This window comes from Amycolatopsis jejuensis (genome assembly GCF_000717335.1).
GTDB lineage: Bacteria > Actinomycetota > Actinomycetes > Mycobacteriales > Pseudonocardiaceae > Amycolatopsis > Amycolatopsis jejuensis.
In genome coordinates this window covers 140,026-162,378 of sequence record NZ_JNYZ01000012.1, presented here as the reverse complement: position 1 = coordinate 162,378, position 22,353 = coordinate 140,026, and the positions used below count along the sequence as shown (strand labels likewise).

Below are 22,353 nucleotides of genomic sequence, written 5' to 3'. Positions count from 1 at the left end.
GAAAACCGATGCCACGCAAACAACGACCCGAGGGCACACGCGCACCCAACGGCGCCAGCTCGATCTACCTTGGAAAGGACGGGAAATGGCACGGTCGCGTCACCATGGGAATCCGTGACGACGGCAAGCCTGACCGGCGCCACGTCGAACGCAAAACCGAGGCTGAGGTCATCGAAGCCGTTCGCACGCTTGAAAAGCAGCGCGACTCGGGCAAGGTCAAGAAGGCCGGTCGCTCGTGGACGGTCGAAAAGTGGCTGGCCCACTGGCTGAACAACATCGCGCTTCCGTCCGTCCGCTACAAGGCCGGGAACGCGTACCGCACCGCGGTGAACAAGCACCTCATTCCGAATCTGGGTGCGCATCGCGTCGACAAGATCGAGCCGGAGCACTTCGAGAAGCTGTACGTGAAGATGCTCAAGTCCGGGCTCAAGGCAGCGACGGCGCACCAGGTGCACCGTACGGCGCGGACCGCATTCGGCGAAGCTCTTCGTCGAGGCCACATTGTCCGCAATCCGGCGGAGTTGGCGAAGCCACCGCGCGTCGAGGAAAAGGAGATCGAGCCGTTCGAGGCGAACGAGATCGGGCGGCTTCTGGTGACCGCGCTCGCGCGGCGGAATGGCGTCCGGTTCGTGCTCGCGCTCGCGCTCGGCACGCGGCAGGGCGAAACGATCGGGCTGAAATGGTCGCGGCTCGACCGGGAGCACCAGGCGTTGCGGATTGCCAAGCAATTGCAGCGCCAGACCTGGCAGCACGGGTGCGATAACCCGCACAAGTGCGGGGCGAAGTACCACAAGGTGAGGTCCTGCCCGGAGGACTGCAAACGGCACCATCGGAGGCCGTGCCCACCGCCGTGCTCGCTGGACTGCGTGAGCCACGCCCGGTGGTGCCCGCAGCGGCACGGTGGCGGCCTGGTCGAGGTCGACGTGAAGTCGTCGGCCGGCCGCCGGGGCATCGTGCTGCCGAACAGGCTCTACGAACTGCTGACGACACACGAGGACCAGCAGGCCAAGGAGCGGGAGCACGCCGGGTCCGAGTGGCACGGGGGCGAGTGGATGTTCACCCAGCCGAACGGGAAGCCGCTCGACCCACGCCGGGACCTGGACGAGTGGAAGGCGCTGCTCGAAGAGGCCGGGGTGCGGGAAGCCCGGTTGCACGACGCGCGGCACACCGCGGCCACCGTCCTGCTCGTGCTCGGGGTGCCGGAGAGGGCCGTGATGGAGTTCATGGGCTGGTCGAACAGCACGATGGCGAAGCGGTACCAGCACATGACCGGCGGGCTCCGCCGGGACATCGCGGACCAGCTGAACGAGTTCCTGTGGAAGCCCGAGCGCAAGGCGAAGGGCAAGCGCCGGAAGGGCCGCAAGAAGGGCGATTGAGACGGAGACTGAGACGGAGCACGCGCGAAACAGCCCCCGCCGGTTTCGGTGGGGGCTGTTTTGGCTGATCAGAACGGTGGCCAGGGCCGGGGTCGAACCGGCGACCTTCCGCTTTTCAGGCGGACGCTCGTACCAACTGAGCTACCTGGCCGCGAACGCCGACTGGGAGCCGAACGATCTTGCGACCCTGACGGGACTCGAACCCGCGACCTTCGCCGTGACAGGGCGACGCGCTAACCAACTGCGCCACAGGGCCTTACTGGTACTGCGTACTCCCAACGGGATTCGAACCCGCGTTGCCGCCTTGAAAGGGCGGAGTCCTAGGCCACTGAACGATGGGAGCCCGGTCAGGTTTCGGCTAACCGGCCGACCGCGCTCTCAGGGTCCCCCTGGGAGCGAATACAAGCATAGGGCACGTCCGGGCCGCCGCGCACCGGGGGTTCGCTAAGTCGTTGACAGGGCTGCGACCTGCGGCAACGAACATCCCGCCGGTCAGCTGGGACACTGCGGGGGTCGCATGCACGCGCTGCCGTCGATACGGGAACCCGGAGCGGTGAAGCTCGAGATCTCCCCGCACGTGCGCTCTGGATCCGGGCCCGCACGCGAGCACTCAGCCCACGCCAGCCGTCAGCAAGCTTCCGAGCCCGCGCCTCAGCTCAGCCGAAGCATCAGCCACTCCGCCGCAAACCGGCAGAACCCGGCCGCGTCAGCGTTGCACCGGTGCCTGACCGTCCTCCCCCGGTGACAGGCCCAGCATGTCCAGCAGCTGTGTGCAGTCCTCGACCCCCAGCGCGCCGTTCGCGACGGCCAGCCGCGCGCGGCGGACTTGGTCGTCGGAGACTCGCTGGCCCTCTGCGGGTCCTCGTTGTACCGGCACGCCACCGGACAGTGACGTGCTTCCCCCGTCGGCACCTTCGTACCGAAGGAGGAACTGACGAACTTCGACCGATCCGCTCATGGCTCCTCCACGCGGTCCGCAACAACTGGCCGCGAGGCTAGCCAGCGACGAGCGACACCGGCAGCCCCCCGGAGAGTGAACCTGCAAACACTCTCCGCAGTACCCGGGTAATCCATTACAAGATCGCGCGGAACGGATTTCTCCCGGCTTCCCCTCGCCGATCCCGGGAACTCGTGCAACAATCGGAGTTGCTGACACACCCCCGGTCAGCGCCTGTGGAGATCCCCTCCGACCCCCGCGTTCCTCCCCCTGGCGCGGGGGTCTCTCCATTTCTGCATCCGGGCTCCCACCTGCGGATCTACTCTCTGTACTGCCTATCAACCGACAGTGGCGAAATGTGTTTACCTGATGGGCTGAACAGGTGATCGAATTACGCTTGACGGGCCGGAAATTGCGTGTGTCGTGGCTCACAGTGGTTTGTTTGCCGAGACCGAACCGTTATCGTGTGCGAGTGCCTCTTCCCTCCCTCGGCCGCCTGAGCAGCCGCACGAACATCAAAGCCGTCTCGAGCGGGCGGCATCGCAATGCCGCCAAGTCGGCCGGCGACGAAGTCGTCGAGGACACGGAGCTCACCAGCTACCTGGCCGCCCTCGCCCCGGACTCCGACCCGGAAAGCACCGGAACCGGCAACCGCTTCGGTGACGCGCAGGTCTACCAGCTGCGGATGAACCTGATCGCGAGCCAGCAGCTCAAGGAACTGGCCGTCTCGCGGAACCTGACCCCGCAGGCCCTCGCGCAGGAATGGATCCTCGAGCGCCTCTCATGGGAAGGCCAGGCCGCCTCCGCACAGGAGCGCCGCCACTCCGACGCCCTCACCGAGGAGTTCCAGCTCCCGGCCGACGCCTTCGACCAGCCCCTCGTCGGACGCTGACCCCCGATCGAAGACCCCCGGCTTCCCCCGACGGCCGGGGGTTTTCCCTTTCCGCAGCCGGGTAAGTCTCAGCCAATGGGAGAGAGCCGCGGTTTGTGCGGTGTGGTGAGGGCTGTGAACCGGCGGGATTCGTCCGCGGTGGAGGGCGGGGCAAGTTCCGGTGACCGGGCTACGGCGATGCGTTCCGGCCCGGCAGACGCGCGCGGACCCCGGCGAGGCACGTCAACCGCCCTGGGTCGGGGGTGACAGACCCGCTCAGGCTCGGCGAGGCAAGACCCGCCTGCACCAGACGCGGCAAGACCCGACCAGGCCCGGCGAAGCAAGACCGCCTGGACCAGGCGAGGCGGGTCGCCCACCCTGGCTCGGCGAGGCAGGTCCGCCCGGAACCGGCCAAGCAAGTCCCCTACGGTTCCGGCGAGGCAAGTCCTGCCCATGCCCGCCCGACTGACCCGCCCAAGCCCGGCGAAGCAAGTCAGCCGCCCTGACTCGGCGAGGCAGGTCCGCCCGGAACCGGCCAAGCAAGTCCCCTACGGTTCCGGCGAAGCAGGTCCCGCCCAAGCCCCGCCCGACAGACCCGCCCAAGCCCGGCAAGCAAGTCACCCCCTGCCTTGGCGAGGCAAGACCCGCCTGGACCAGTCGAGGCAAGCCGCCCGCCCGAGGAGTCGGGCAATTCACGTCGCGAGCGTCGCCCGGGAGCGAGACCGGTCACGCACCAAGCCGTTCACACACCGGTCGGGCCGGATGCGCCAAGCCAGCCCCACGCACCAAGCCGTTCACGCACCACCCGCCCATGCGCCAAGCCGCGCCCCCACCCCCACCAAGCCCGCCCCCCGCTGCGGGGAACAAACACCCACGAAACAAGAGAAAGGGCCCCGACGGAAACCCGCCGGGGCCCTTTACTTCAGGCCTGAGAAAACGCGCTGGGCCTGACTCAGATCGCGCGGACCTTCTGGGCCTGCGGGCCCTTCTGTCCCTGGCCGACCTCGAACTCCACCCGCTGGTTCTCCTCGAGGGTGCGGAAGCCGCGGCCCTCGATTTCCGAGTAGTGCACGAACACGTCGCCTTCGCCGCCGTCCTGCGCGATGAAGCCGAAGCCCTTCTCCGCGTTGAACCACTTCACAGTGCCTTGCGCCACCGCTGTACTCCTCGTAACAGATCCGCTTCGAATGCCACCGAAGCGGCACCCCGGCCGTCCCGGGCGGTTCCAACGAGATGAGCGAAGAGCTGGACGGCCCCACGGCTCGCGTCAGAAGTTCCGCGAGTGTGAAGCCACGAACACGCAAAACGACGGCCTGCAAGCAGCCTACCGGGATCTCGCCAAATCTGAACCCCGTTGATCGACGCGATCGGTTCCGACGTGCGCGTGTCACCGGAACGTCGTATCGCCGCCTACGCAGCGCTGTCGCCCTTGCCGGTTACTCTGATCCTGTACGCCCAGCGCACATCCGGGATGCACAGTGCGCGTTCGGACAAGTCGGGTGCGTGATAGTCACTCACTGAAGTGTGATGCTGGTCACCACTCGATCAGTCAACGCGACGGCGACTCGGGACGTCTGGGTGATCGGGGAAGCAAAAAGGGGAGATAGGGGAATCAGCGTGACTATCCGACACTTCGGACGCCGCCGGGCCGGCGTCGCGGTGCTGGGCTTGGTCGCCATGCTCACGCTCGGGGCGTGCAGCGGCGGTTCGAGCGTGAATGCGGGCGGGACGACCGGCGGCGGGCCTACCGAAGCTCCGTCCGCCACTGCGAAACCGGCGTCCGTCGCGCTCACGCCGGCGGCCGGGGCGGGGGACGTGGCGCCGGGTGAGCCGGCGAAGGTCTCCGTCACGAACGGCACCATCGGATCGGTCACGCTCGCCAACTCCGACGGCAAGCAGGTGCAGGGGCAGCCGTCCGCGGACAAGAAGAGCTGGAGCACCACCGAGGACCTCGGCTACGGCAAGACGTACAACTGGTCCGGACAGGCCACCGGCGAAGACGGCAAGCCGGTCCAGATCAGCGGGTCCTTCACCACCGTGAAACCGCGCCGGCAGATGCAGGGCAGCCTCAACGTCGGCGACGACCAGGAGTACGGCATCGCGATGCCCATCGCGCTCACGTTCCCGAGTGCGGTCAAGGACAAGGCCGCCGTGGAGCGGGCGCTGTCGGTGGAGACCACGCCGAAGACCGAAGGCTCGTGGGCCTGGCTCAACGGCGACACCTCGGTGCACTGGCGGCCGAAGGAGTACTACCAGCCGAACACCAAGGTCACCGTCACCGCGAACCTGTACGGCGTCTCGATGGGGGACGGCACCTACGGCAAGCAGGACGTGTCCGCGAAGTTCACCATCGGACGGTCGCAGATCGTCAAGGGCAACACCCAGGAACACACCATGCAGGTGATCCGGGACGGCCAGCAGGTGATGGACTTCCCGGTCAGCTACGGCCTCGACTCCGACCCGGGCCGCGTCACGCACAGCGGAGTGCACGTCGTGATGTCGAAGCACGCGACGTACTCGATGAGCAACCCGCGCTACAACTACACCGACGTCAACGTGCCGTGGGCGGTCCGGATCTCCAACAACGGCGAGTTCATCCACGGTCTCGCCGCGTCGATCTGGGCGCAGGGCAAGAAGAACATCTCGCACGGCTGCCTCAACCTGTCGCCGAAGAACGCCAAGACCTACTACGACAGCGTCCTTCCCGGCGACCCGGTGGAGATCACCGGCAGCACCCAGCAGCTTGGCTCGAAGGACGGCGACTACAACGACTGGACCTACGACTGGGCCGCGTGGACCAAGCTCTCCGCGCTGTCCGCCTGATCCACCGTGCACCACCGGGCGGCCGGGAGACCTCGACGTCTCCCGGCCGTTCGTTTTCCCCGGACCGGAGAAGAACAGGGAAATCCGATGCAACCCCGGCGCCCGCCCACCGCATGACCTTGGGTAGAGGAGCGCCACCCGGCGCTCGTGGAACCAGGAGGATCTCGTGCGTGTTCGCTTCGCTCTCACCGTCGGTGCCCTGCTGCTCGCGGGCGGCGCCGTGACCGGCGGTGCCGTGGCTTTCGCCGCACCTGCCCCGCCGCAGACCTCGACGCCGACCTCGGCGCAACCCGCCCCGGCGCCGCCCACGTCCGCTCCGACGGGCACCCGGACCCCGTCCGCCCCGGCACCGTCGGGAGCCACCCGGACCCAGGCCCCGGCCCCGGCCCCGACCCAGACCAGGGGCACCGCGCCAGGCAAGACGGCCCCGCGCGTGCCAACCGCCGTTCCCGCCGGTCCGACCGGGGACCTGCACCTGCCGTCGGTCTGGGGCTGATCACTCGGTGCCTTCGCGCTCTCGTCCGGAGTCCGGGCCAAGCTCGCCGTGGGACGGCGAGTTCGCCCGGTACTTCGGCGAGCGCGCGCACAGCCTGCGGGCCACCGCGTACCTCCTGTGCGGCGACTGGCACCGCGCCGAGGACCTCGCGCAAGCGGCGCTGCTCAAGCTGTACCTGGCCTGGCCCCGGCTGTCCCGGCACGACGCGCTCGACGGCTACGCGCGCAAGGTCGTGCTCCGGACCTTCCTGGCGGAGAATCGCCGCAGCCGCTGGAAACGGGAGCGGCTCACCGACGAACCACCCGACGTCCCGGCGCCCGCTGCCGAGACCGAGCACGACCAGCTGGTCCGGCACGCACTCGCCACGCTGGCCCCGCGGCAACGCGCGGTGCTGGTGCTGCGGTACTTCGAGGATCTGTCCGTCGAGGAAACGGCGGCGGCGCTCGGCTGCCGGACCGGCACGGTGAAAAGCCAGGCCGCTCGCGGACTGGCGACCTTGCGCGCCCGGCTGGGCCCGCATTTCAGCGCGTTGCCCGTCCCCGGAGGGAGGTGACGAGATGGCATCCGAAGACGACGACGTCCGCGCCCTGTTCGCGCAGACCCCGGACGGTCCCCCGATGCAGGTCGACGCTGCCGACCTGATCGTGCGCGGCGCTGCCGTGCGACGGCGGCGCAAGCGCTGGGCGGTCGCCGGCAGTTCCGCGGCGACCGTGGCGGTGCTCGCGGTGGCCGGTTTCGCGGTCGGCCACCGCGAACCGGCGCCGGTCATGCCTGCCGGACCCGGGCTCGCCACCGTGCCGTCCAGCCCGCCCAGTTCGTCGAGTCCATCGAGTTCGTCGAGCACCCCGCCGAGCAGCCCGGAAGCGCCCTCGGGCCCGACGCCGACCACGTCCGGCCCGTCGAGTCACCGAGACGTCCCCGGTACGTCGCGATCGCGGACCCCGCAGCCGCCGCGAACGGGTACGACGGATGCGCCGCCGACCCCCAATCCGCCTCACGGAAGCACCGCCTTACCCACTCAGACGAGCCGCTGAAACGCTTACGTACCAAGAGTGGCGGACGTCACCCGGCCGAAGTGGGTTTCGGACGAAATATCCCGGGCACTCGTGGCGATGTTCCCAGTGGCGGTCCGACCGGCCGCCGTACAGGAAGTCGCTCAGCCGGTACTCCATTGGCCGGCCCGAGAACCCGAGGAGGAAGCACCATGGTGCTCTTTGCACTGATGATCGAAACCGTAGTCGCCGTTGTGGTCGCCGGTGGCCTGGCAGCCTGGGCCCGTAAGCGCTTCACTCCTCGCGCGACCGAGGCGACGCAGAACCGCTGACCTGAACACGAAAAAACCGCCCGCCGTCCACAATGGACAGCGGGCGGTTTTTCGCGGTGCCTACTTCCCGACGCCGGCGAGCCTTCCGCCGCTGTCGGCGGTGTCGATCTGCTCGATCGGCACCTGCGAGGTCTCCGGGATCTTGAGGATCGGGACCAGCGCGATGAGCGCGGCGATGATCAGGTAGTACGCCGGCCAGTCCGCATTGCCGGTACTGTCGATCAAGGCCGTGACGACCACGCCGCAGGTACCGCCGAAGAGCGACGTCGAGATGTTGTACCCGATGGCGAACGAGCCGTACCGAACGCGCGTCGGGAACATCGCCGGGAACGTCGACCCGATCACCGCGAGCATCAGCGCCAGCAGGATCGCGACGATCAGGAAACCGACGATCAGCCACAGCAGGCTGCCGGACTGCATCAGCTTGATCGACGGCCAGCTCAGCACGATGAACCCGAGCGCCGCGGTGAGCAGCAACGGTTTTCGCCCGATCCGGTCGGACAGTGCGCCCAAGGGGATCAGGATCGAGAACTGCACTATTTCCACCCCGATGATGATCAAGGTAGAGGTGTTGGAATTGATGTGCAGCGTATCGGTGAAATACGTCGGCATCGTGGTGAGCAGCATGTAGTCGGCGATGTTCAGCAGCAGCACGATCCCGATCAGGTTGAGGATCATCCGCCAGTTGCGCTGCAGGGTCTCCTTGAGCGGAGCCTTGTCCGGCTTGTTGCCGGTCGCCTCCAGCCTGCGGAACTCCGGCGTGTCCTCGAGCTTCGACCGCAGGTAGAGCCCGACCGCACCGATCGGCAGCGCGATGAAGAACGGAATCCGCCAGCCCCAGGTGTCGAACTGCTCGGTCGACATCGACAGCGACGTGATCAGCACGACCGAGTTGCCCAGCACGTACCCGGCGAGCGTGCCCATTTCCAGGAACGAGCCGAAGAAGCCCCGGCGTTTGGTCGGCGCGTATTCGGCGATGAAAGTGGCCGCACCGCCGTACTCGCCGCCGGTGGAGAAGCCCTGGATCAGCCGAAGCAGCAGGATCGCGATCGGCGCGGCGATGCCCATGCTGTACCCGCCCGCGTAGGTCGGCAGGACGCCGACCAGGAACGTACAGCCGGACATCAGCAGAATGGTGATCGCGAGGACCTTCTGGCGGCCGAGCTTGTCCCCCAGCGGGCCGAAGAACGCACCGCCGAACGGCCGCACGATGAAGCCCACCGCGAGCAGGGCCAGCGACTTCAGCACGGCGTTGCCCTCACCGGGGAAGAACACCGACCCGATGGTCGTGGCGATCGCGCCGGAGGTGAAGACGCCGTAGTCGTACCATTCGGTCGCATTACCCATGGCGGACGCGATCACGGCGCGTTTGACGGTTCTCTGATCGACGTCGGGTTTCCCCGTCGTTGGCTCACTCATCCCCGCGGTGACCTCCTCCTGCACACGGACCGGTAGATCGGTTGGAGCACATTTCCCCAGTCTTGCCCCGTTGGCGGCCCGCGGCAGGATGAGACACGAAATTTCTACCGTACGGAATTTTCCGACTACCGTGCGCACAGGAAAGACGGCATCGCAGGTCAGGGTGGCTGCCCTCGGGTCCCGCGGCCGGGTTAACGTCGGTTTCATGAGTCGTGTTTCAGGAGCGTGGCCCCCGGTGGCAGTGGAACAGCCCGAAATCCACCCGGACGCCCCCGCCCCGGGCAGCGAGCTGGGCTCGCACTTCAGCGAATGCTTCGGCTGCGGCAACGAGGTACCCGGCGGCCTGCACCTACGCTCGGTAATCGGCGACGGCCACCTGGTGCACTCGAAGTTCACCGTGACGTCGGCCCATCAAGGCGCCCCCGGCCTGGCCCACGGCGGCCTGCTGGCGTGCGCATTCGACGAGGCACTCGGCTCAGCAGTCGGCAACCTGCTCCGCCGTCCGGCAGTCACGGGCAAACTGGAAACCGACTTCCGCCGCCCAGTCCCAGTCGGCTCGACGCTGTACGTGGCAGCCCACCTGGACGGCGTAGCAGGCCGCAAGATCTACGTAAGCGCCGACGGCAGACTGGACGCCCCGGACGGCCCGATCGCAGTAAGCGCGAGAGGCCTGTTCATCGCAGTGAATTTCGAACACTTCAGCACCCACGGCGACCCACAAGCAATGGAAAAACTACTGGCACAGCAAAACCAAAACGAGCAAGCCTGGGAAATCAACCCCTGACCCACCCTTCCGTGAAGGCCACCTTCACAGCCTTCACCCACCACCCCACCGCAGCCGACGCACCCACCGAACCCAGGCACCCAGCCCCCGCCCTGCACCCCCCACGCAACAGCTCCCCAACAGGAACCCCACCGCAACAGTCCCCCTGCAGAAGACCCAACGCGACAATTCTCAAGTAAGCGTCCGCGGCCGAATAGCATTCGCTCGATCAACCAACGCAACCCGATCATTCACACTGTCCGCCAGCCGAGCGAGCGTCCGATAAGCCCGTTCCAACCCGAACCGGACCTCCCGCTCCTCCAACTCACACCCCAGCACCCGCGACGCCTCCGCCGCCTTCACCTGCCCAGGCACCCGCAGCCACTCATACGCCGCCTCGAGCACCTCAGCCGACAACCGCGTATGCCGCTCCGCATCGAGATTCAGCCGCTGCAACCGCCCGGACGCGTCGACGAGATCCCCCTCCGTCACCGTCGGATGCTCACCGGATCCATTCCCCTGCGCCCGAGTCTTGATCTTGATCGCCGCAACCTGAGCATCAACGAAATGGGTAGAAGTAGCCGGTACCCCCTCCAGCACCTCCACCGCACTCTCCCGCGCCCCCTGCGCCAAATACACCCGAGCCAGCCCGAACGCAGCGCTCACATACGTACGATCCGTCCGCCACACCAGCTCGTAAAACCGCGCCGCACCAAAGTAATCCCCAACGCCCTCCGCACTGACCGCCAGCGCAAGCTTCGGCGCGATCTCGCCGGGAAGGTCGTCGTACACCGCGTCGAACGCGACATGCGCGACCCGCGGCCGCCCACCGGCCAGCTCGATCAGGCCGCGGTACCAGTCGATCCGCCAGTCATGTGGGAACCCGTGCCGGATCGCCAGGTACTGCGCCGCTTGCAGCTGCCGCTGTGCCTCGACGAACTCCCCCAGCTCGATCCGCGCCCGCACGATCCGCAGCCGCACCTCGATCGACTCCCGCGGCGCGCCGGTGAGTGCCTCGATCGCCTCCCGCGGGTCGAGCGCGGTGGTGGTGGCGAGGACGCCTGCCGCCGGGTCGTCGGTGTCGACCTGCGGGATCGGCAGTCCGGCAACCACTTCCGCGGCTTCCGGCAGCGGCACGCTCTCGCCCTGCTCGGGGACCACGAGGTGCACGCCGAAGGTGCGGCTCTCCGGTCCGAAGACGGTCGACGCGGCCGGGCGTGGCGACCCGGTGCCGAGCGCCATGATCTCGCGCAGGACGCCGGTGAGCTGGTCGGCCATGTCGTCGGCGGCGATGAACCGGCGGTCCGGGTCGGCGTGCGTGGCGCGCTTGAGGAAGCGGTAGTACGACCCGAAAAGCGCGAACAGCGGTACCGCGTCGGGACCGGGTAACGCGTTCTTGAACTTCGTGGTGTAGCCGGCGAATTCGAAGCTCAGCACGGCGAGCGTGCGGCCGACGGTGTAGAGGTCCGACGAGATCGACGCGCCCTGCGTGGCCAGCTCGGGGGCGCTGTAGCCGGTGGTGAAGAAGAGCGGGCTCTCGTAGTCGTCGGTCCGCCGGACGGCGCCGAGGTCGATCAGCTTGAGCTGCTCGCGGGTCTGGATCACGTTGTCCGGCTTGAGGTCGCAGTAGAGCAGACCCTGGCTGTGCAGGTAGCCGAGCGCGGGGAGGATCTCCAGCCCGTACGCGATGACCTGGCCGATCGGCAGCGGTTCCGGCCGCTTGCTCTCGCGGTGGTGCTGCAGGGCGAGCTGCCGCAGCGACTGCCCGCCGACGTACTCCATCACGATGTACCCGACGGAGTTCCCGGTGTGCGGGTCCGGATGCTGCACGAAGTTGTGGATCTTGACGATGTTCGGATGCTCGACCTCGGCAAGGAACCGCTGCTCGTTCGCCGCGGCGGCCATCGCGGTGGCGTCGCCGGTGTCGATGAGGCCCTTGAGCACGACCCAGCGATCGGAGACGTTGTGGTCCTGCGCAAGGTAAATCCAGCCGAGCCCGCCGTACGCGAGCGCGCCGAGCACCTCGTACTGCCCACCGACGAGCTCCTGCGGCTGCAGTTTCGGCAGGAACGAGAAGCGGGTACCACATTTTTCGCAAGTACCTTCGGGTTCGCCCGGCTCGCCGTCCTTGCCGCGGCCGACCTTCGCACTGCAGTTGCCGCAGAACCGCTTGTCCTCGGCCACGACGGGATTCGCGAGCACCGCCGTCGACGGATCGCGGTACGGCACCGGCGGCACGTCGATGAGCCCCGCCCCGAGCCGCCCGCGACGGGAACGACGGGTACCACGCGACCCGGTGCGCCGGGACGTGCCGGGGAAGGTGCCGGTGCCCGTGCTGCCGGAACCCGGTCCGCTGCCACGGGACCCTTGGCCTTCACTGCCCCCGGAAGGTACGACGCTGTCGGTACCCGGGTCGGGCAACGCGGCACCGTCGGCAGGCTCGGCCCGCGGCGACGGCGGCATGATGCTCTGGGTGTGCGGGGAGGCGTTGGCGAGCACGCTGGTGGGCATCGGCGCGGCAGGATCGACCGGGGCGACGGGCTGGTTCGACTGGGGGAGGATCACCGGCGCGAGGTCCCCTGGGGGGCGGGTCGGTTCCTCGTCTCGCGGTTCCCGCTGGCGCTGCGCTGCGCTGGGTTGCGCGGGGGAAGGTTGCTTGGAGCTCGGCTGACCGGGCGCGGATTGCGCGGCGCCAGGTTGCGCCGGGGCAGGTTGGTCGGCGGCGGGCTGCGCAGAGCCGGTTTGAGCAGAGCTCGGCTGCCCAGGGGTGGCTTGCGCGGCGCTGGGCTGCCCAGAGCCGGTTTGAGCAGAGCTCGGCTGCCCGGAGGCGGCTTGCGCGGCGCTGGGCTGCGCAGAGCTGGGCTGCGCCGGGCCGGATTGCGCAGAGCTGGGCTGCACGGGGCCGGATTGCGGAGGGGCGGGTTGGCGAGCCGGACCTTGCTGCTGGCGGTTCGGCGGGAGTGGGCGCTGCCCGGTCCGCGTCTGCGGTGGGTACGGCTGCCCCTGAGACGGCGGATGCGGCTGCCCCGGCGCGGGCGGCTGCCCCGGCGGGTACGGCCGTCCTTGCGGGGGCATCGGCTGCCCACCCCACGGGGCCCGCCGGGTTTGCGCCCACGGCGGCACCGGCTGCCCAGGCTGCCCCTGCCCCGGCCCGGGTTGCCCCCGATGCACCGGAGTGTTGATCAACGTGGGTGAGTCCGCGTCCTGGCGTGGTTCCAGCCGTCCCGAGACCGACGGTTCCGGGGTGTCCCAGCGCACCGGCGGGGGCGGCGTCCACGAGCCCTCCGGAGCGTCCGCCGCCGAGTCCCCCCGTACCGGCTGTTCCCCCGTGGCGGCCTGGTCGCCGTCCTCGTCCGGTGCTGCGTGCCGAGGACGGCGCGCCTCCTCCGACACAACTACCTCCCGAGCTCCCCGCGGCTTGGTCTGCCGCTCAAAAAGTACAGCGTGGTGCAAGTGGTCACCGGTACTGCGGGTCCGGTGGGTTCGCCGGGCCCAGCCGCGAGCCGACCCAGGTCTGGTAGCTGCGGGCCCAGGTGCCGTCGCCGCGGATGCGTTCCAGCACGGCGTTCACGAAGCGGACCAGGTCCGGCTCGTCCTTCGGCACGCCGACGCCGTAGTTCTCCGGCGTCATCGCCCCGCCCGCGACCTTCACGGTCGGGTCCTGCGCGGCCATGCCGGCCAGGATCGTGTCGTCCGTGGACACCGCTTCGACCTGGCCCTGCTGCAGCATCACCAGGCAGTCCGACCAGTTGGGCACCGACACCGCCACCGGTTTGGCCGGGTCGGTGGCGATCTTCGCGAGCGACGTCGACTTCTTGGCCGCGCACACGCGTTTCCCGGCCAGGTCGGTGAGCGATTCCGCGTTCGACCCCTTCGGCACGAGAATTTTCTGCCCCGCGACGTAGTACACCGACGAGAACTGCACGTCCTGGCGCCGCGCGCAGGTGATGCTGTAGGTCCGGACCACGACGTCGACCTGGTGGTCCTTCAGCACCTGCTCCCGCTGCGACGACGTGATCGCCCGGAACTGCACGTGCCCGTCCGCGGTGCCGAAGAGGGCCGCGGCGATCTCGTTGACCAGGTCGATGTCGAAGCCTTCGAGCTTGCCGGTCTTGGGGTTGCGGAAGCCGAAGAGGTACGTGGTCTGGTCGACGCCCGCGATGAGTTTCCCGCGCTCCTTGATCTTCGCCATCGTGGACCCGGGCGGTGTGTCGAGACCCGAGGTCGGCGCGAGGCTGGCGAGGGGGTTGCAGCTGGTGTCGATCGCCCCGCCCGCGGTGGCGTCCGGGCCGCCGACGCCGGCCGGCGCGGGCCAGGCCGCGTCGGTGACCGGGGCGGCCTCCATCGGCCGCGTCGCCGGCGCGCATCCGGCGGCGAGGACCGCGACGACCGTGAGCACGGCCGCCCTGGCGAGGCGCCGGATCACCGGTACTCCCGCAGTCTCTCCCGTACTCCGACGGTGATTCCGCCCGCCGCGAGCACCGCCAGTACCCCGGCGCCGGCCGCCAGTGCGGTGAGCGCGCGGTCGCCGGACCGGGTGCTGTCGAGGAATTCCTGGCGGCAGACGTCGATGGCGGACTGGAGGTTCGCGTCGAGCCGGGCGAACGCCGCGGCCGCGCTGGTGGGGCTGACGCTCGTCGCGAAGTCCACGGCTTCCTGGTACTGCCCGCCGTCGTCGAGACGACGCACCTGGAGGTGGGCCAGCGACCATTCGCGCGCGGCCTGTTCCGCCGCTTCGATCTTCTTCTCCCCGGCAGTACCGGCCGCGAGATTCCGCGCCTCACCGAGGAGCCCGCCCTTGCCGTCGGCGCCGACGAGCTGCTCGGCCAGCTTGATGAACTGCTGCTCGTACGCGCCACCGTCGCCGCGCGCGACGAGCGTGAGGGTCTCGTCCGCGCGGGCCTGCAGCGCGTAGATCCGGGCGCGCACGAGGACGTCGACCTGCGAAGTGCCGTCGGTGCGTCCAGTCGCGACGAGGCTGCCCTGCACGACAAGCGCGACCGCACCCCACAGCAGGGACAGCACAATGCAGCCGGTGGCGACGAGCAGGCCGATGTTCAGCACCCGATTCGTCCGCCGGGTCAAGTAAATCTGCGCGACCACGAGCGCCGCGAGCAGCGCGGCGATCAGCGCGACCGCGGCCCATGGGACGTCGCTGCTGCTGTCCTGCTCGTCGAAGAGTTTCTTGGTGTGGGCGTTGTAGAGCGCGTCCGCGGCGGGCAGGATCGTCGAGCGCATCAGCTGCGACGCCTCCCGCAAGTACGAAGCGCCGGACGGGAAACCCTGCCGGTTGTTCGCCCGCGCGGTCTCGACGATCCCGGTGTACACCGGCACTTTCTGGTTCAGGATGTCGACCTGGCGGGCGGCGTCGCCGACTTCCGCGGTGTCGGACGCGGCGCGGGCAAGTGCGGAACCCGCTTCGGCGATGTCCTGCTCGTACTTCTTCCGTAGCGCAGGCGGTTCGGTACCTACGGAAAGGAAAGCGCTCGCCGCGGTCGCGTCGGCGTCCGACAGTGAGCGGAACACCTGTTGTGCCGCCACCGCGAGTGGTTCGCGATGGTCGATCAAGCCGTTGATGGTGTTGTCCTTGTCCTGCACGGACAACGTGCCGACGAGCCCGGCCACGAGCGAAAGCAGCACCAGCGCAACGGCGATCAGCGACAGCCTGCCCGGTGTGGTGGTGGTCGATCTCACGACCGCGCGCACCGCCTGGCCAGGCAGCTCCAGCAGCCCGGCGATACCGCTGCGGCCTGCCGGTTCTTCCGGTGGCGGGCCCGCAGTCGTCTCCGGCCGCGTCGCAGTGCTGGTCATCCCCGATCCTCCCCGTACGCCACCCGCAGAAGGTAGCCGGTCGGGCAAGTGGCAGCGAACGACACCCGGAAGGTGTCACCTGCACGTGATCTCAGCAGACGCGCGGTCCCCGTTCGGACGTACGGCGCAGCAACCCCTGGGTTGCCGCTTCAGCCATGACTGCGCGTACGTCGACACACCATGGTCCGTCGGGCCGCAGTTCCACGTACGCGCCTTCGCCATTCATCAGCTCCAGCTCGCGTTCTCCGTCGACTGCGATGACGCCGCCGCCCGCCGCAAGGTCTACGCGTACGCCCGGGCGAAGCACGCCCCAGCCGCGTACGCCGACTGGCCGTACCAAGCCGGGAGCGATCGGCGCCTGTACGACGTACGCGGCGGTGTCGACGGGACCGAGTTGCAGCGCCACGCCTTCGGCGCTCGAGCGCGGGCTGGGGCACAGCTGTCCGGCGATGCTCGACAGCCCGATGCCGTCCGGTTCCGCGAAGGTGCAGTACAGCTCGGTGAGCGCAGACGGGTCCCAGACCGCCTTCGCGCCGACGTGCTTGCTCATCGAAACGGCTACGTCCACCAGCGCGATCTCGCGACGGTTCTTGGTGACCACTTCGAGGATGCTGACTCGCTGGGTAACGAGGTCGACGTCCACCTGTCCGGTGGCGATCATGCCTGCCGCAAGCCCGGCGACCGTGGCCTCGCGGGCCTGCGGGAAGGCGTTGTTGGTGCCGGTGGAGACGGCCAGCAGCGGCACGTCACCACACGCCTTCGCGGCCACCCGCGCGGTGCCGTCGCCGCCGAGACAGACGATCACCCCGGCTCCGGCGTCGACCATCCGGTGTACCGCATTGGCGGTATCCAGCGCGGTGCCGGTGAGCGGTCCGTGATCGCACAGCTCGACGTCGGGCCGCGGCTCTTGCCCGAGGTCCCGCAGCACGGCGGCCGAGATGCCGCCGAGGTCGCTGGACAGCAGTACCCGCTCGACCCCGGTCACCGCGAACGCGGCCAGCAGGCGACGGACCATCCTGGCCTTCTCCTCGGCCGGGACGGCCGAGGCCTGCGTGACCAGCCTGCGGATGTCCTGTCCGGACGCCGGATTCGCGACGATCCCCGCGACGATTTCCCCCATCACTCTCCCCAGTTCCTTCTCCCCTTCGGACAAGCAGACCAAATCGACCGGGTCAGCGAAAGGGTTGCAGCAAGGTTGCACCCGACCTCGCGACCGAAGATCCACAGTGGACCTGCCCGTTGACAATGCGGCGCCGGGGAGCTTCTGTCACTCCATGGGATTCGATGCCCCGGCCGTCGACTACGACCGGTTTATGGGCCGTTACGCACCGACGTTGTCGGTGGCACTGGCCGACTGCGCAGACGTCCACGAGGGCATGCGGGTGCTCGACGTGGGCTGTGGACCGGGCGGGCTAACGGGTGAGTTGTCTGCCCGCGCGGCCGAGGTCGCCGCGATCGATCCGGCACCCCAGTTCGTGGCGGCATGCCGCGACCGCAACCCGGGCGCCGACGTGCGCGAGGGCGTCGCGGAGAAGCTGCCATGGGCGGACGACGCGTTCGACGCTGCGCTGTCGTCGCTCGTGATCGGCTTCATGCGCGACCCGGACGCCGGTGTCCGGGAAATGGCGCGCGTGACCAGGCCGGGTGGCGTCGTCGCGGTGTGCATGTGGGACGTCGCCACCGGCGGCATGCGCATGCTGGGCTTGTTCTGGGACGCCGTCCAGCGATTGCGCCCGGACGTCGAGGGCGAGGCCTGGATGCCGGGCGGCGCCGAGGGAGACATCGCCGAACGGTTCACGCGAGCCGGACTGCGCGACGTGACCTCCGGCGCCCTCACCGCCCACGCCGACTACACCGGTTTCGACGACTTCTGGGAGCCGTTCACCCTCGCCGTCGGCCCGGCTGGGCAGTATCTGAGGTCGCAGCCGGAACGGGAACAGGCCGCCATCCGCGAGGAATGCCGTCGCCTGGTACCGGACGGGGCGTTCACCCTCGAAGCACGCGCTTGGTACGCGCTGGGCACTTCACCGTGAGTCAGACGAGGGCGACGAGCCCGCCGTAGGTGTAGCCCGCTTCCTCCACCGCGGCGCGCACCGCCGCTTCGTCGAGGGCGTGCGTGCTTTGCACCTTCACGTGCCCCGTTTCGACGTCGACGCGCACGTTTTCGACCCCGGACACCGCAGTGATTTCCTCGGTGACCGACTGCGCGCAGTGGCCGCAGGACATTCCGGTGACGAGGTAGCCGTTCTCGATCATGGCGCCGAGCCTACGACCCCGCTTGGTGCCCACGATCGGGTGATCCACGCTAGGTTGTCCGGCACAGAAGACGTTGGCGCGCAACAGAATCCGCATCGTGGGATTGGTTCCGCCGACAAGAGGCCGCCACCCCCGGTCCGGGAGTGACGGCCTCTTTGTATCAATCGAAGACGTGGGTCAGATCAGGCTGACCGACGTGGCCTGCGGGCCCTTCTGGCCCTGCCCGATCTCGAACTGCACGCGAGCGTTCTCCTCGAGGCTACGGAAACCGTTGCCCTGGATCTCGCTGTAGTGCACGAAGACGTCGCCGCCACCGTTGTCGGGAGTGATGAAGCCGAACCCCTTCTCGGAGTTGAACCACTTCACGGTGCCCTCAGTCATACTTAACAATCTCCATACATAACACCAAAACAGAACGCCACATCGACGCTCTGGGCCCAAACACGGACGAGGAACACCCTCGAATGAGGGAGGAATCCACGCCCGCTGAGTTCTGCGAGCGTGATGCTTTCACGAACACAAAAATCGAGACCGCGGAAAGTAAAGCACAGCCGAGCGGGCGCGGACAACCCGGATCACCGGCAGTTCACCCGGGTTGTTGGCAATCTTGCGCGGGTTGGTTTTGTACTGGGGGGGGATCGGTGGGGGTGGGTGGTTCGTGCGGCATGGCGGGGTTGGTTCCTGCGCCGTGGTGTGGGTGGTTGCTGCGCCGTGGTGTGGCTGATTCCTGCGCCATGATGCGGCTGGTTGCTGCGCCATGGTGGGGCTGGTTCCTGCGCCGTGGTGGGGCTGGTTCCTGCGCCGTGGTGGGGCTGGTTCCTGCGCCGTGGTGGGGCTGGTTCCTGCGCCATGATGTGGCTGGTTCCCGCGCCATGATGCGGCTGGTTCCCGCGCCATGATGCGGCTGGTTCCCGCGCCATGATGCGGCTGGTTCCCGCGCCATGGTGGGGCTGATTCCGGGTGCGCCGTGGTGTGTGGCTCGCAGTGGCGAGGTTCGGTGCGTTCCCTGCGGTCATGCCGGAGCTGGCCTCGGCCGATGACGCACCTGGGCTCGCACTGGCTGCGCAGTGGGCCCGGCTCGCATTCTCACCGTGGCAGACCCGGGCGCCCCGGCTCGCCGCATGGTTCACCAGCATCCCGCCGACTTGCTGTGGCAGTCCGCGATCCCTGGCACACCTGGGCTCGCACTAGCGTGCCCAGGCTCACGCCCGGCAGGTCGGACCGATGTCACTCCCCACTGGCAGGTCGCAGCGGTGCTCCGAACGGGGAACGCCATTCGGTACCCCGTTCAGGTGCGACCACCGCGACATCGTGAGCTTCCGCACTGGCGCTGAACAACACCGGCACCACACCGGACGCTCGCTGGCCGGGCACTTCCGCCCCGCTCGGGCCTCCGCGTGCCGCTCCACCCGCGCCTCGAGCTGTATCCGCACTCCGCGCCGTGCCGCTCGCACCACGAGCCGCGCCCGCACCACGCCCCGCGCCGCTCGCACCTCGAGCTGCGCCACGCGCTGCACTGTCCGCGCCGTTTTGGCCGGGCTCGTCCCGGACCACCGACATCATCCCTCCAGCGCCCCCGGCTCGCGGGGACCGTGCCCTGCCCCGCGTGGTGGCAGCGCGGGTTTTCCCGTCCTTTTCGTCGGCCATGACGAAACTCCCCTCGTTCCTTCCCCGCCGCGAGGCGGGGTGATGACCGCGATGATGTCATCGGGCACCGACAAAATCCGGCGATTCCCAGGTGGATCCCCGACGGACCCGGCCCGGCAATCGCCACTGGATCCCCGACGGACCCAGTCTCATCCCTCCGGGCTGGATCCCGGCGGATCCGGCCCGGCACTTCCCGGATGGATCCCCAGCGGATCCGACCCGGGCAAATCCTGGCACATCCCGGCAGTCCCAGCCGATCCCGGCGAGTCCTGACCGGTCCCGATAGCTTCCGGCAGGTCCAAGCAAATCGCAGCCGATCCTGACCGGTCCCGGCAGCTCTTGGCGGGGCCCGGCAAGTCCTGACAGGTCCCAGCCGATCCGGCAAGTCCCGGCCGATCCCGACGAGACCTGGCAAGTTCTAGCCGGTCCAGCAAGTTCCAGCCCGGTCCGGCAGGTCCTAGCCCGGTCCGGCAAGTCCCAGCCGGTTCCAGAAGTCCCAGCCGGGTCCAGCTGATCCAGCAAGTCCCGGCCGATCCCTGCGAGACCTGGCAAGTCCCGACAAGTCCAGGCAAAACCCAGCCGATCCGGCACATCCCGACAAGACCCGGCCGATCCCGGCAAAACCCCGGAAAACCCGCCTTCTCCAACCTGCCCCGGGTACAAAACCCTCACCCGGGTACCCGCCGAAACAAACGGAACTCACTGGAACTGACCCCGAAACAAGGCCGGGAACCCGGGAAATCCCACGTGCACTCGGGCCCGAGTGCGCCGGGTCCGTGAGCGAACCCCGGGAACACCGTCAGGCTACCTGAGCCGACCGCTGCCAGCCACCGAAGTTTCGCGGCGTTTCCCTGTGTTCTCAGGAAGATTTCAGGTCACCGACGGGCGCGGGGCGCCGAGCAGGGTGCTCAGCCGGACGTCGGGGGTCACGACGTCCGGGTCGGTCCGTACGTCGATCACACACGGGCGCTGGCGGACCAGCGCACTCGCGACGATCGGCTCCAGTTCCTCCCGATCGTCCACCGTGTACCCGGCCGCGCCGAGGCCGCGCGCCCACGACGCGAAGTCCGTGAGCGGGATCGTCACGCCGGACAGCCGCCCGTGCATCCGCGCCTGGTGCACGGCCAGCGCACCGTGCAACCCGTTCTGGAACACCACCACCATCACCGGCGCCCGGTAGCGCACTGCGGTCTCGATTTCCTGTCCGGTCATGAGCGTGCCTGCGTCGCCGACCATGGCGACCACAGCGCGTCGCGGCTCGGCGAGCTTTGCGGCGATCGCTGCAGGTACCGCGTACCCCATTGCGGCGTTACTCGGGCCCAGCTGGCTGCGCGGAGCAGTGAAGCACCAGTAGCGGTGCATGAACTGCGCGAAGTTACCCGCGTCGCTGGTGACGATGGTGTCCTCGGGCGCGAGCTTTCGCAGCGCGCGCACCACGTCGACCGGATGTACGCGTGTGTTGGCGCTGGTGTCCGGCGGTGTCATGAAGGTGTGTACAGCGGCATTGGCGGCCGACGCTCGACGCGTACGTGGCGAAGCGATCGTACGCAGCTCTCGAAGGAAAGGCTCGACCTCAGTGTCGACGCGGAACGTGAGACCGCGACGGCGTTGCTCGTCGATGCCGGTGCCGACGAGCACGAGCGTCTGCTGCGGCGTCGGGTAGCGGTAGCCCTGGGTGGTGATTTCGTCGAGCTGAGTGCCGAGCGCGAGGACCAGGTCGGCGCGCTCCAGTGCGTCGAGCTGGCGGGCCGGGATGCCGAGACCGAGGTGCCCGGCGTAGCGCGCGTGGTTCTCCGGGAAGGCGTCCTGCCTGCGGAAAGCGTTGTACACCGGGAGCGCCAGCTCGTCGGCGACGGCGATGAGCTCGTCACGCGCAGACCGCGCCCGCCCGCCGACGATCACCACCGGGTAACGCGCTTCGTCGACCAGCCCGGCCACTGCTTCCGCCGAACGGCCCAGCGTTCCGGTGACGGGCGGGCGAACCTGGGCGGCCGGTTTGGCCGAGTCGTACGGCACGCCCCACGCGTCGCTCGGTACGCCGATCACCACCGGGCCCGGCCGTCCTTCGCGGCAGCGGGCGAGGCCCTCGGCGAGCAGATGCGGGACCTCGTCGGGGTCGTCCGCGCGGACGCACCATTTCGCGATCGATTCGAACATCCCGGTCAGATCGGACGCCGGCACCTCGCCGGTGAGCACCGGGTCGAGCGCGGGGGTTTCGAGCAGCACGACCATCGGTGTTTCGTCCTGATACGCCGTCTGCACGCCCATGACCAGCGCAGCCGCGCTCGGACCACGGCTCGCGAGCAGCACGGCGGGCCGCTCGGTGAGCTTGCCCTCGGCCTCGGCCATGAAGGCGGCGCCCGAATCGTGGCGGGCCGACACGAGCGTGACGTCCCGCTCGCGGCGAAGCGCGTCCAGCAGTTCGAGGAACGACTCGCCGACGACCGCGTACACCCGGCGGACCCGGGCCTCGTTCAGGACGCGTACGGCCGTTTGCGCGACGGTGGTTCCCACTTGGTATCTAATGAGGAGAGCTTAGGGCGGCACCGTTCACCGGCGTCAAGTGATCTTGAAGAACTTGCTGCCGGATTGTGTCGATCGCCTGCCGCCCGGGGAGGAAGGGAGGCGCC

At 68.7% G+C, this 22,353-nt stretch carries 19 protein-coding genes and 3 tRNA genes; 9 read left to right on the top strand and 13 right to left on the bottom strand.

Annotated features, from left to right (window positions below):
• Window positions 1–8 precede the first annotated feature (8 nt).
• Window positions 9–1,376: a tyrosine-type recombinase/integrase gene (locus OO71_RS18165; protein WP_051791680.1), complete on the top strand. Its 1,368-nt coding sequence runs from the start codon at window positions 9–11 to the stop codon at window positions 1,374–1,376.
• Window positions 1,377–1,453: 77 nt separating this feature from the next.
• Here the strand turns inward: OO71_RS18165 and OO71_RS18160 are convergent.
• The 4 genes from OO71_RS18160 to OO71_RS18145 all read right to left on the bottom strand — a co-directional run bounded on the left by OO71_RS18160 (window position 1,454) and on the right by OO71_RS18145 (window position 2,334).
• A tRNA-Phe gene (locus OO71_RS18160) sits at window positions 1,454–1,527 on the bottom strand.
• A 31-nt stretch (window positions 1,528–1,558) separates the two neighbouring features.
• Window positions 1,559–1,632, bottom strand: a tRNA-Asp gene (locus OO71_RS18155).
• 14 nt (window positions 1,633–1,646) lie between these two features.
• A tRNA-Glu gene (locus tag OO71_RS18150) sits at window positions 1,647–1,719 on the bottom strand.
• 363 nt (window positions 1,720–2,082) lie between these two features.
• Window positions 2,083–2,334, bottom strand: a complete 252-nt coding sequence (locus OO71_RS18145; RefSeq protein WP_033290987.1) for a hypothetical protein — start codon at window positions 2,332–2,334, stop codon at window positions 2,083–2,085.
• Window positions 2,335–2,785: 451 nt separating this feature from the next.
• Between OO71_RS18145 and OO71_RS18140 the strand changes: the two genes are divergently transcribed.
• On the top strand, window positions 2,786–3,205 hold the full coding sequence (locus OO71_RS18140; RefSeq protein ID WP_033290986.1) for a hypothetical protein: 420 nt from the start codon (window positions 2,786–2,788) through the stop codon (window positions 3,203–3,205).
• 931 nt (window positions 3,206–4,136) lie between these two features.
• On the opposite strand, the gene OO71_RS18135 is transcribed toward OO71_RS18140, so the two are convergent.
• The gene (locus tag OO71_RS18135; protein WP_003097368.1) at window positions 4,137–4,340 is read right to left on the bottom strand and encodes a cold-shock protein; all 204 of its coding nucleotides are present in this window, start codon (window positions 4,338–4,340) and stop codon (window positions 4,137–4,139) included.
• A gap of 198 nt (window positions 4,341–4,538) precedes the next feature.
• On the opposite strand from OO71_RS18135, the gene OO71_RS50165 reads away from it, so the two are divergent.
• The 5 genes from OO71_RS50165 (at window position 4,539) to OO71_RS18115 (ending at window position 7,537) form a co-directional block, all read left to right on the top strand.
• The gene (locus OO71_RS50165; protein ID WP_156096371.1) at window positions 4,539–4,691 is read left to right on the top strand and encodes a hypothetical protein; all 153 of its coding nucleotides are present in this window, start codon (window positions 4,539–4,541) and stop codon (window positions 4,689–4,691) included.
• Window positions 4,692–4,801: 110 nt separating this feature from the next.
• Window positions 4,802–6,007, top strand: coding sequence for a L,D-transpeptidase (locus OO71_RS18130; RefSeq protein ID WP_033290985.1), 1,206 nt, complete (start codon window positions 4,802–4,804; stop codon window positions 6,005–6,007).
• A gap of 166 nt (window positions 6,008–6,173) precedes the next feature.
• A complete protein-coding gene (locus OO71_RS18125) occupies window positions 6,174–6,503 on the top strand; it encodes a hypothetical protein (RefSeq protein WP_033290984.1) in 330 nt (109 codons plus the stop codon).
• Window positions 6,504–6,510: 7 nt separating this feature from the next.
• On the top strand, window positions 6,511–7,056 hold the full coding sequence (locus tag OO71_RS18120; RefSeq protein WP_033290983.1) for a SigE family RNA polymerase sigma factor: 546 nt from the start codon (window positions 6,511–6,513) through the stop codon (window positions 7,054–7,056).
• 4 nt (window positions 7,057–7,060) lie between these two features.
• Window positions 7,061–7,537: a hypothetical protein gene (locus tag OO71_RS18115; protein WP_033290982.1), complete on the top strand. Its 477-nt coding sequence runs from the start codon at window positions 7,061–7,063 to the stop codon at window positions 7,535–7,537.
• A 350-nt stretch (window positions 7,538–7,887) separates the two neighbouring features.
• On the opposite strand, the gene OO71_RS18110 is transcribed toward OO71_RS18115, so the two are convergent.
• The gene (locus OO71_RS18110) at window positions 7,888–9,246 is read right to left on the bottom strand and encodes an MFS transporter (RefSeq protein WP_033291286.1); all 1,359 of its coding nucleotides are present in this window, start codon (window positions 9,244–9,246) and stop codon (window positions 7,888–7,890) included.
• 205 nt (window positions 9,247–9,451) lie between these two features.
• Between OO71_RS18110 and OO71_RS18105 the strand changes: the two genes are divergently transcribed.
• Window positions 9,452–10,030: a PaaI family thioesterase gene (locus tag OO71_RS18105; RefSeq protein WP_033291285.1), complete on the top strand. Its 579-nt coding sequence runs from the start codon at window positions 9,452–9,454 to the stop codon at window positions 10,028–10,030.
• Between the two features lie 171 nt (window positions 10,031–10,201).
• Here OO71_RS18105 and OO71_RS18100 read toward each other — a convergent pair whose 3' ends face one another.
• From OO71_RS18100 to OO71_RS18080, 4 genes are all read right to left on the bottom strand, one after another.
• On the bottom strand, window positions 10,202–12,520 hold the full coding sequence (locus tag OO71_RS18100) for a serine/threonine-protein kinase (protein ID WP_051791717.1): 2,319 nt from the start codon (window positions 12,518–12,520) through the stop codon (window positions 10,202–10,204).
• A gap of 946 nt (window positions 12,521–13,466) precedes the next feature.
• Window positions 13,467–14,432 (bottom strand): glutamate ABC transporter substrate-binding protein, encoded by a 966-nt coding sequence (locus tag OO71_RS18090; protein WP_245633720.1) that lies wholly within the window; start codon window positions 14,430–14,432, stop codon window positions 13,467–13,469.
• Window positions 14,432–15,820: a hypothetical protein gene (locus OO71_RS18085; protein ID WP_033290980.1), complete on the bottom strand. Its 1,389-nt coding sequence runs from the start codon at window positions 15,818–15,820 to the stop codon at window positions 14,432–14,434. Before OO71_RS18085 ends, OO71_RS18090 begins: the two co-directional genes overlap by 1 nt.
• Window positions 15,821–15,911: 91 nt before the next feature.
• Entirely contained in the window at window positions 15,912–16,940 is a 1,029-nt protein-coding gene (locus OO71_RS18080) for an ATP-NAD kinase family protein (protein WP_033290979.1), read from the bottom strand.
• Window positions 16,941–17,094: 154 nt separating this feature from the next.
• Here OO71_RS18080 and OO71_RS18075 point away from each other — a divergent pair, with 154 nt between their 5' ends.
• Complete coding sequence (locus OO71_RS18075) at window positions 17,095–17,853, top strand: class I SAM-dependent methyltransferase (protein WP_033290978.1); 759 nt, start codon at window positions 17,095–17,097, stop codon at window positions 17,851–17,853.
• A 1-nt stretch (window position 17,854) separates the two neighbouring features.
• Here the strand turns inward: OO71_RS18075 and OO71_RS18070 are convergent, their stop codons facing one another.
• The 3 genes from OO71_RS18070 to OO71_RS18060 form a co-directional block, all read right to left on the bottom strand.
• A complete protein-coding gene (locus OO71_RS18070) occupies window positions 17,855–18,076 on the bottom strand; it encodes a heavy-metal-associated domain-containing protein (RefSeq protein WP_033290977.1) in 222 nt (73 codons plus the stop codon).
• A gap of 177 nt (window positions 18,077–18,253) precedes the next feature.
• Window positions 18,254–18,457, bottom strand: coding sequence for a cold-shock protein (locus OO71_RS18065; RefSeq protein WP_033290976.1), 204 nt, complete (start codon window positions 18,455–18,457; stop codon window positions 18,254–18,256).
• 2,136 nt (window positions 18,458–20,593) lie between these two features.
• Window positions 20,594–22,237, bottom strand: a complete 1,644-nt coding sequence (locus OO71_RS18060; protein ID WP_033290975.1) for a thiamine pyrophosphate-binding protein — start codon at window positions 22,235–22,237, stop codon at window positions 20,594–20,596.
• Between the last annotated feature and the right edge of the window lie 116 nt (window positions 22,238–22,353).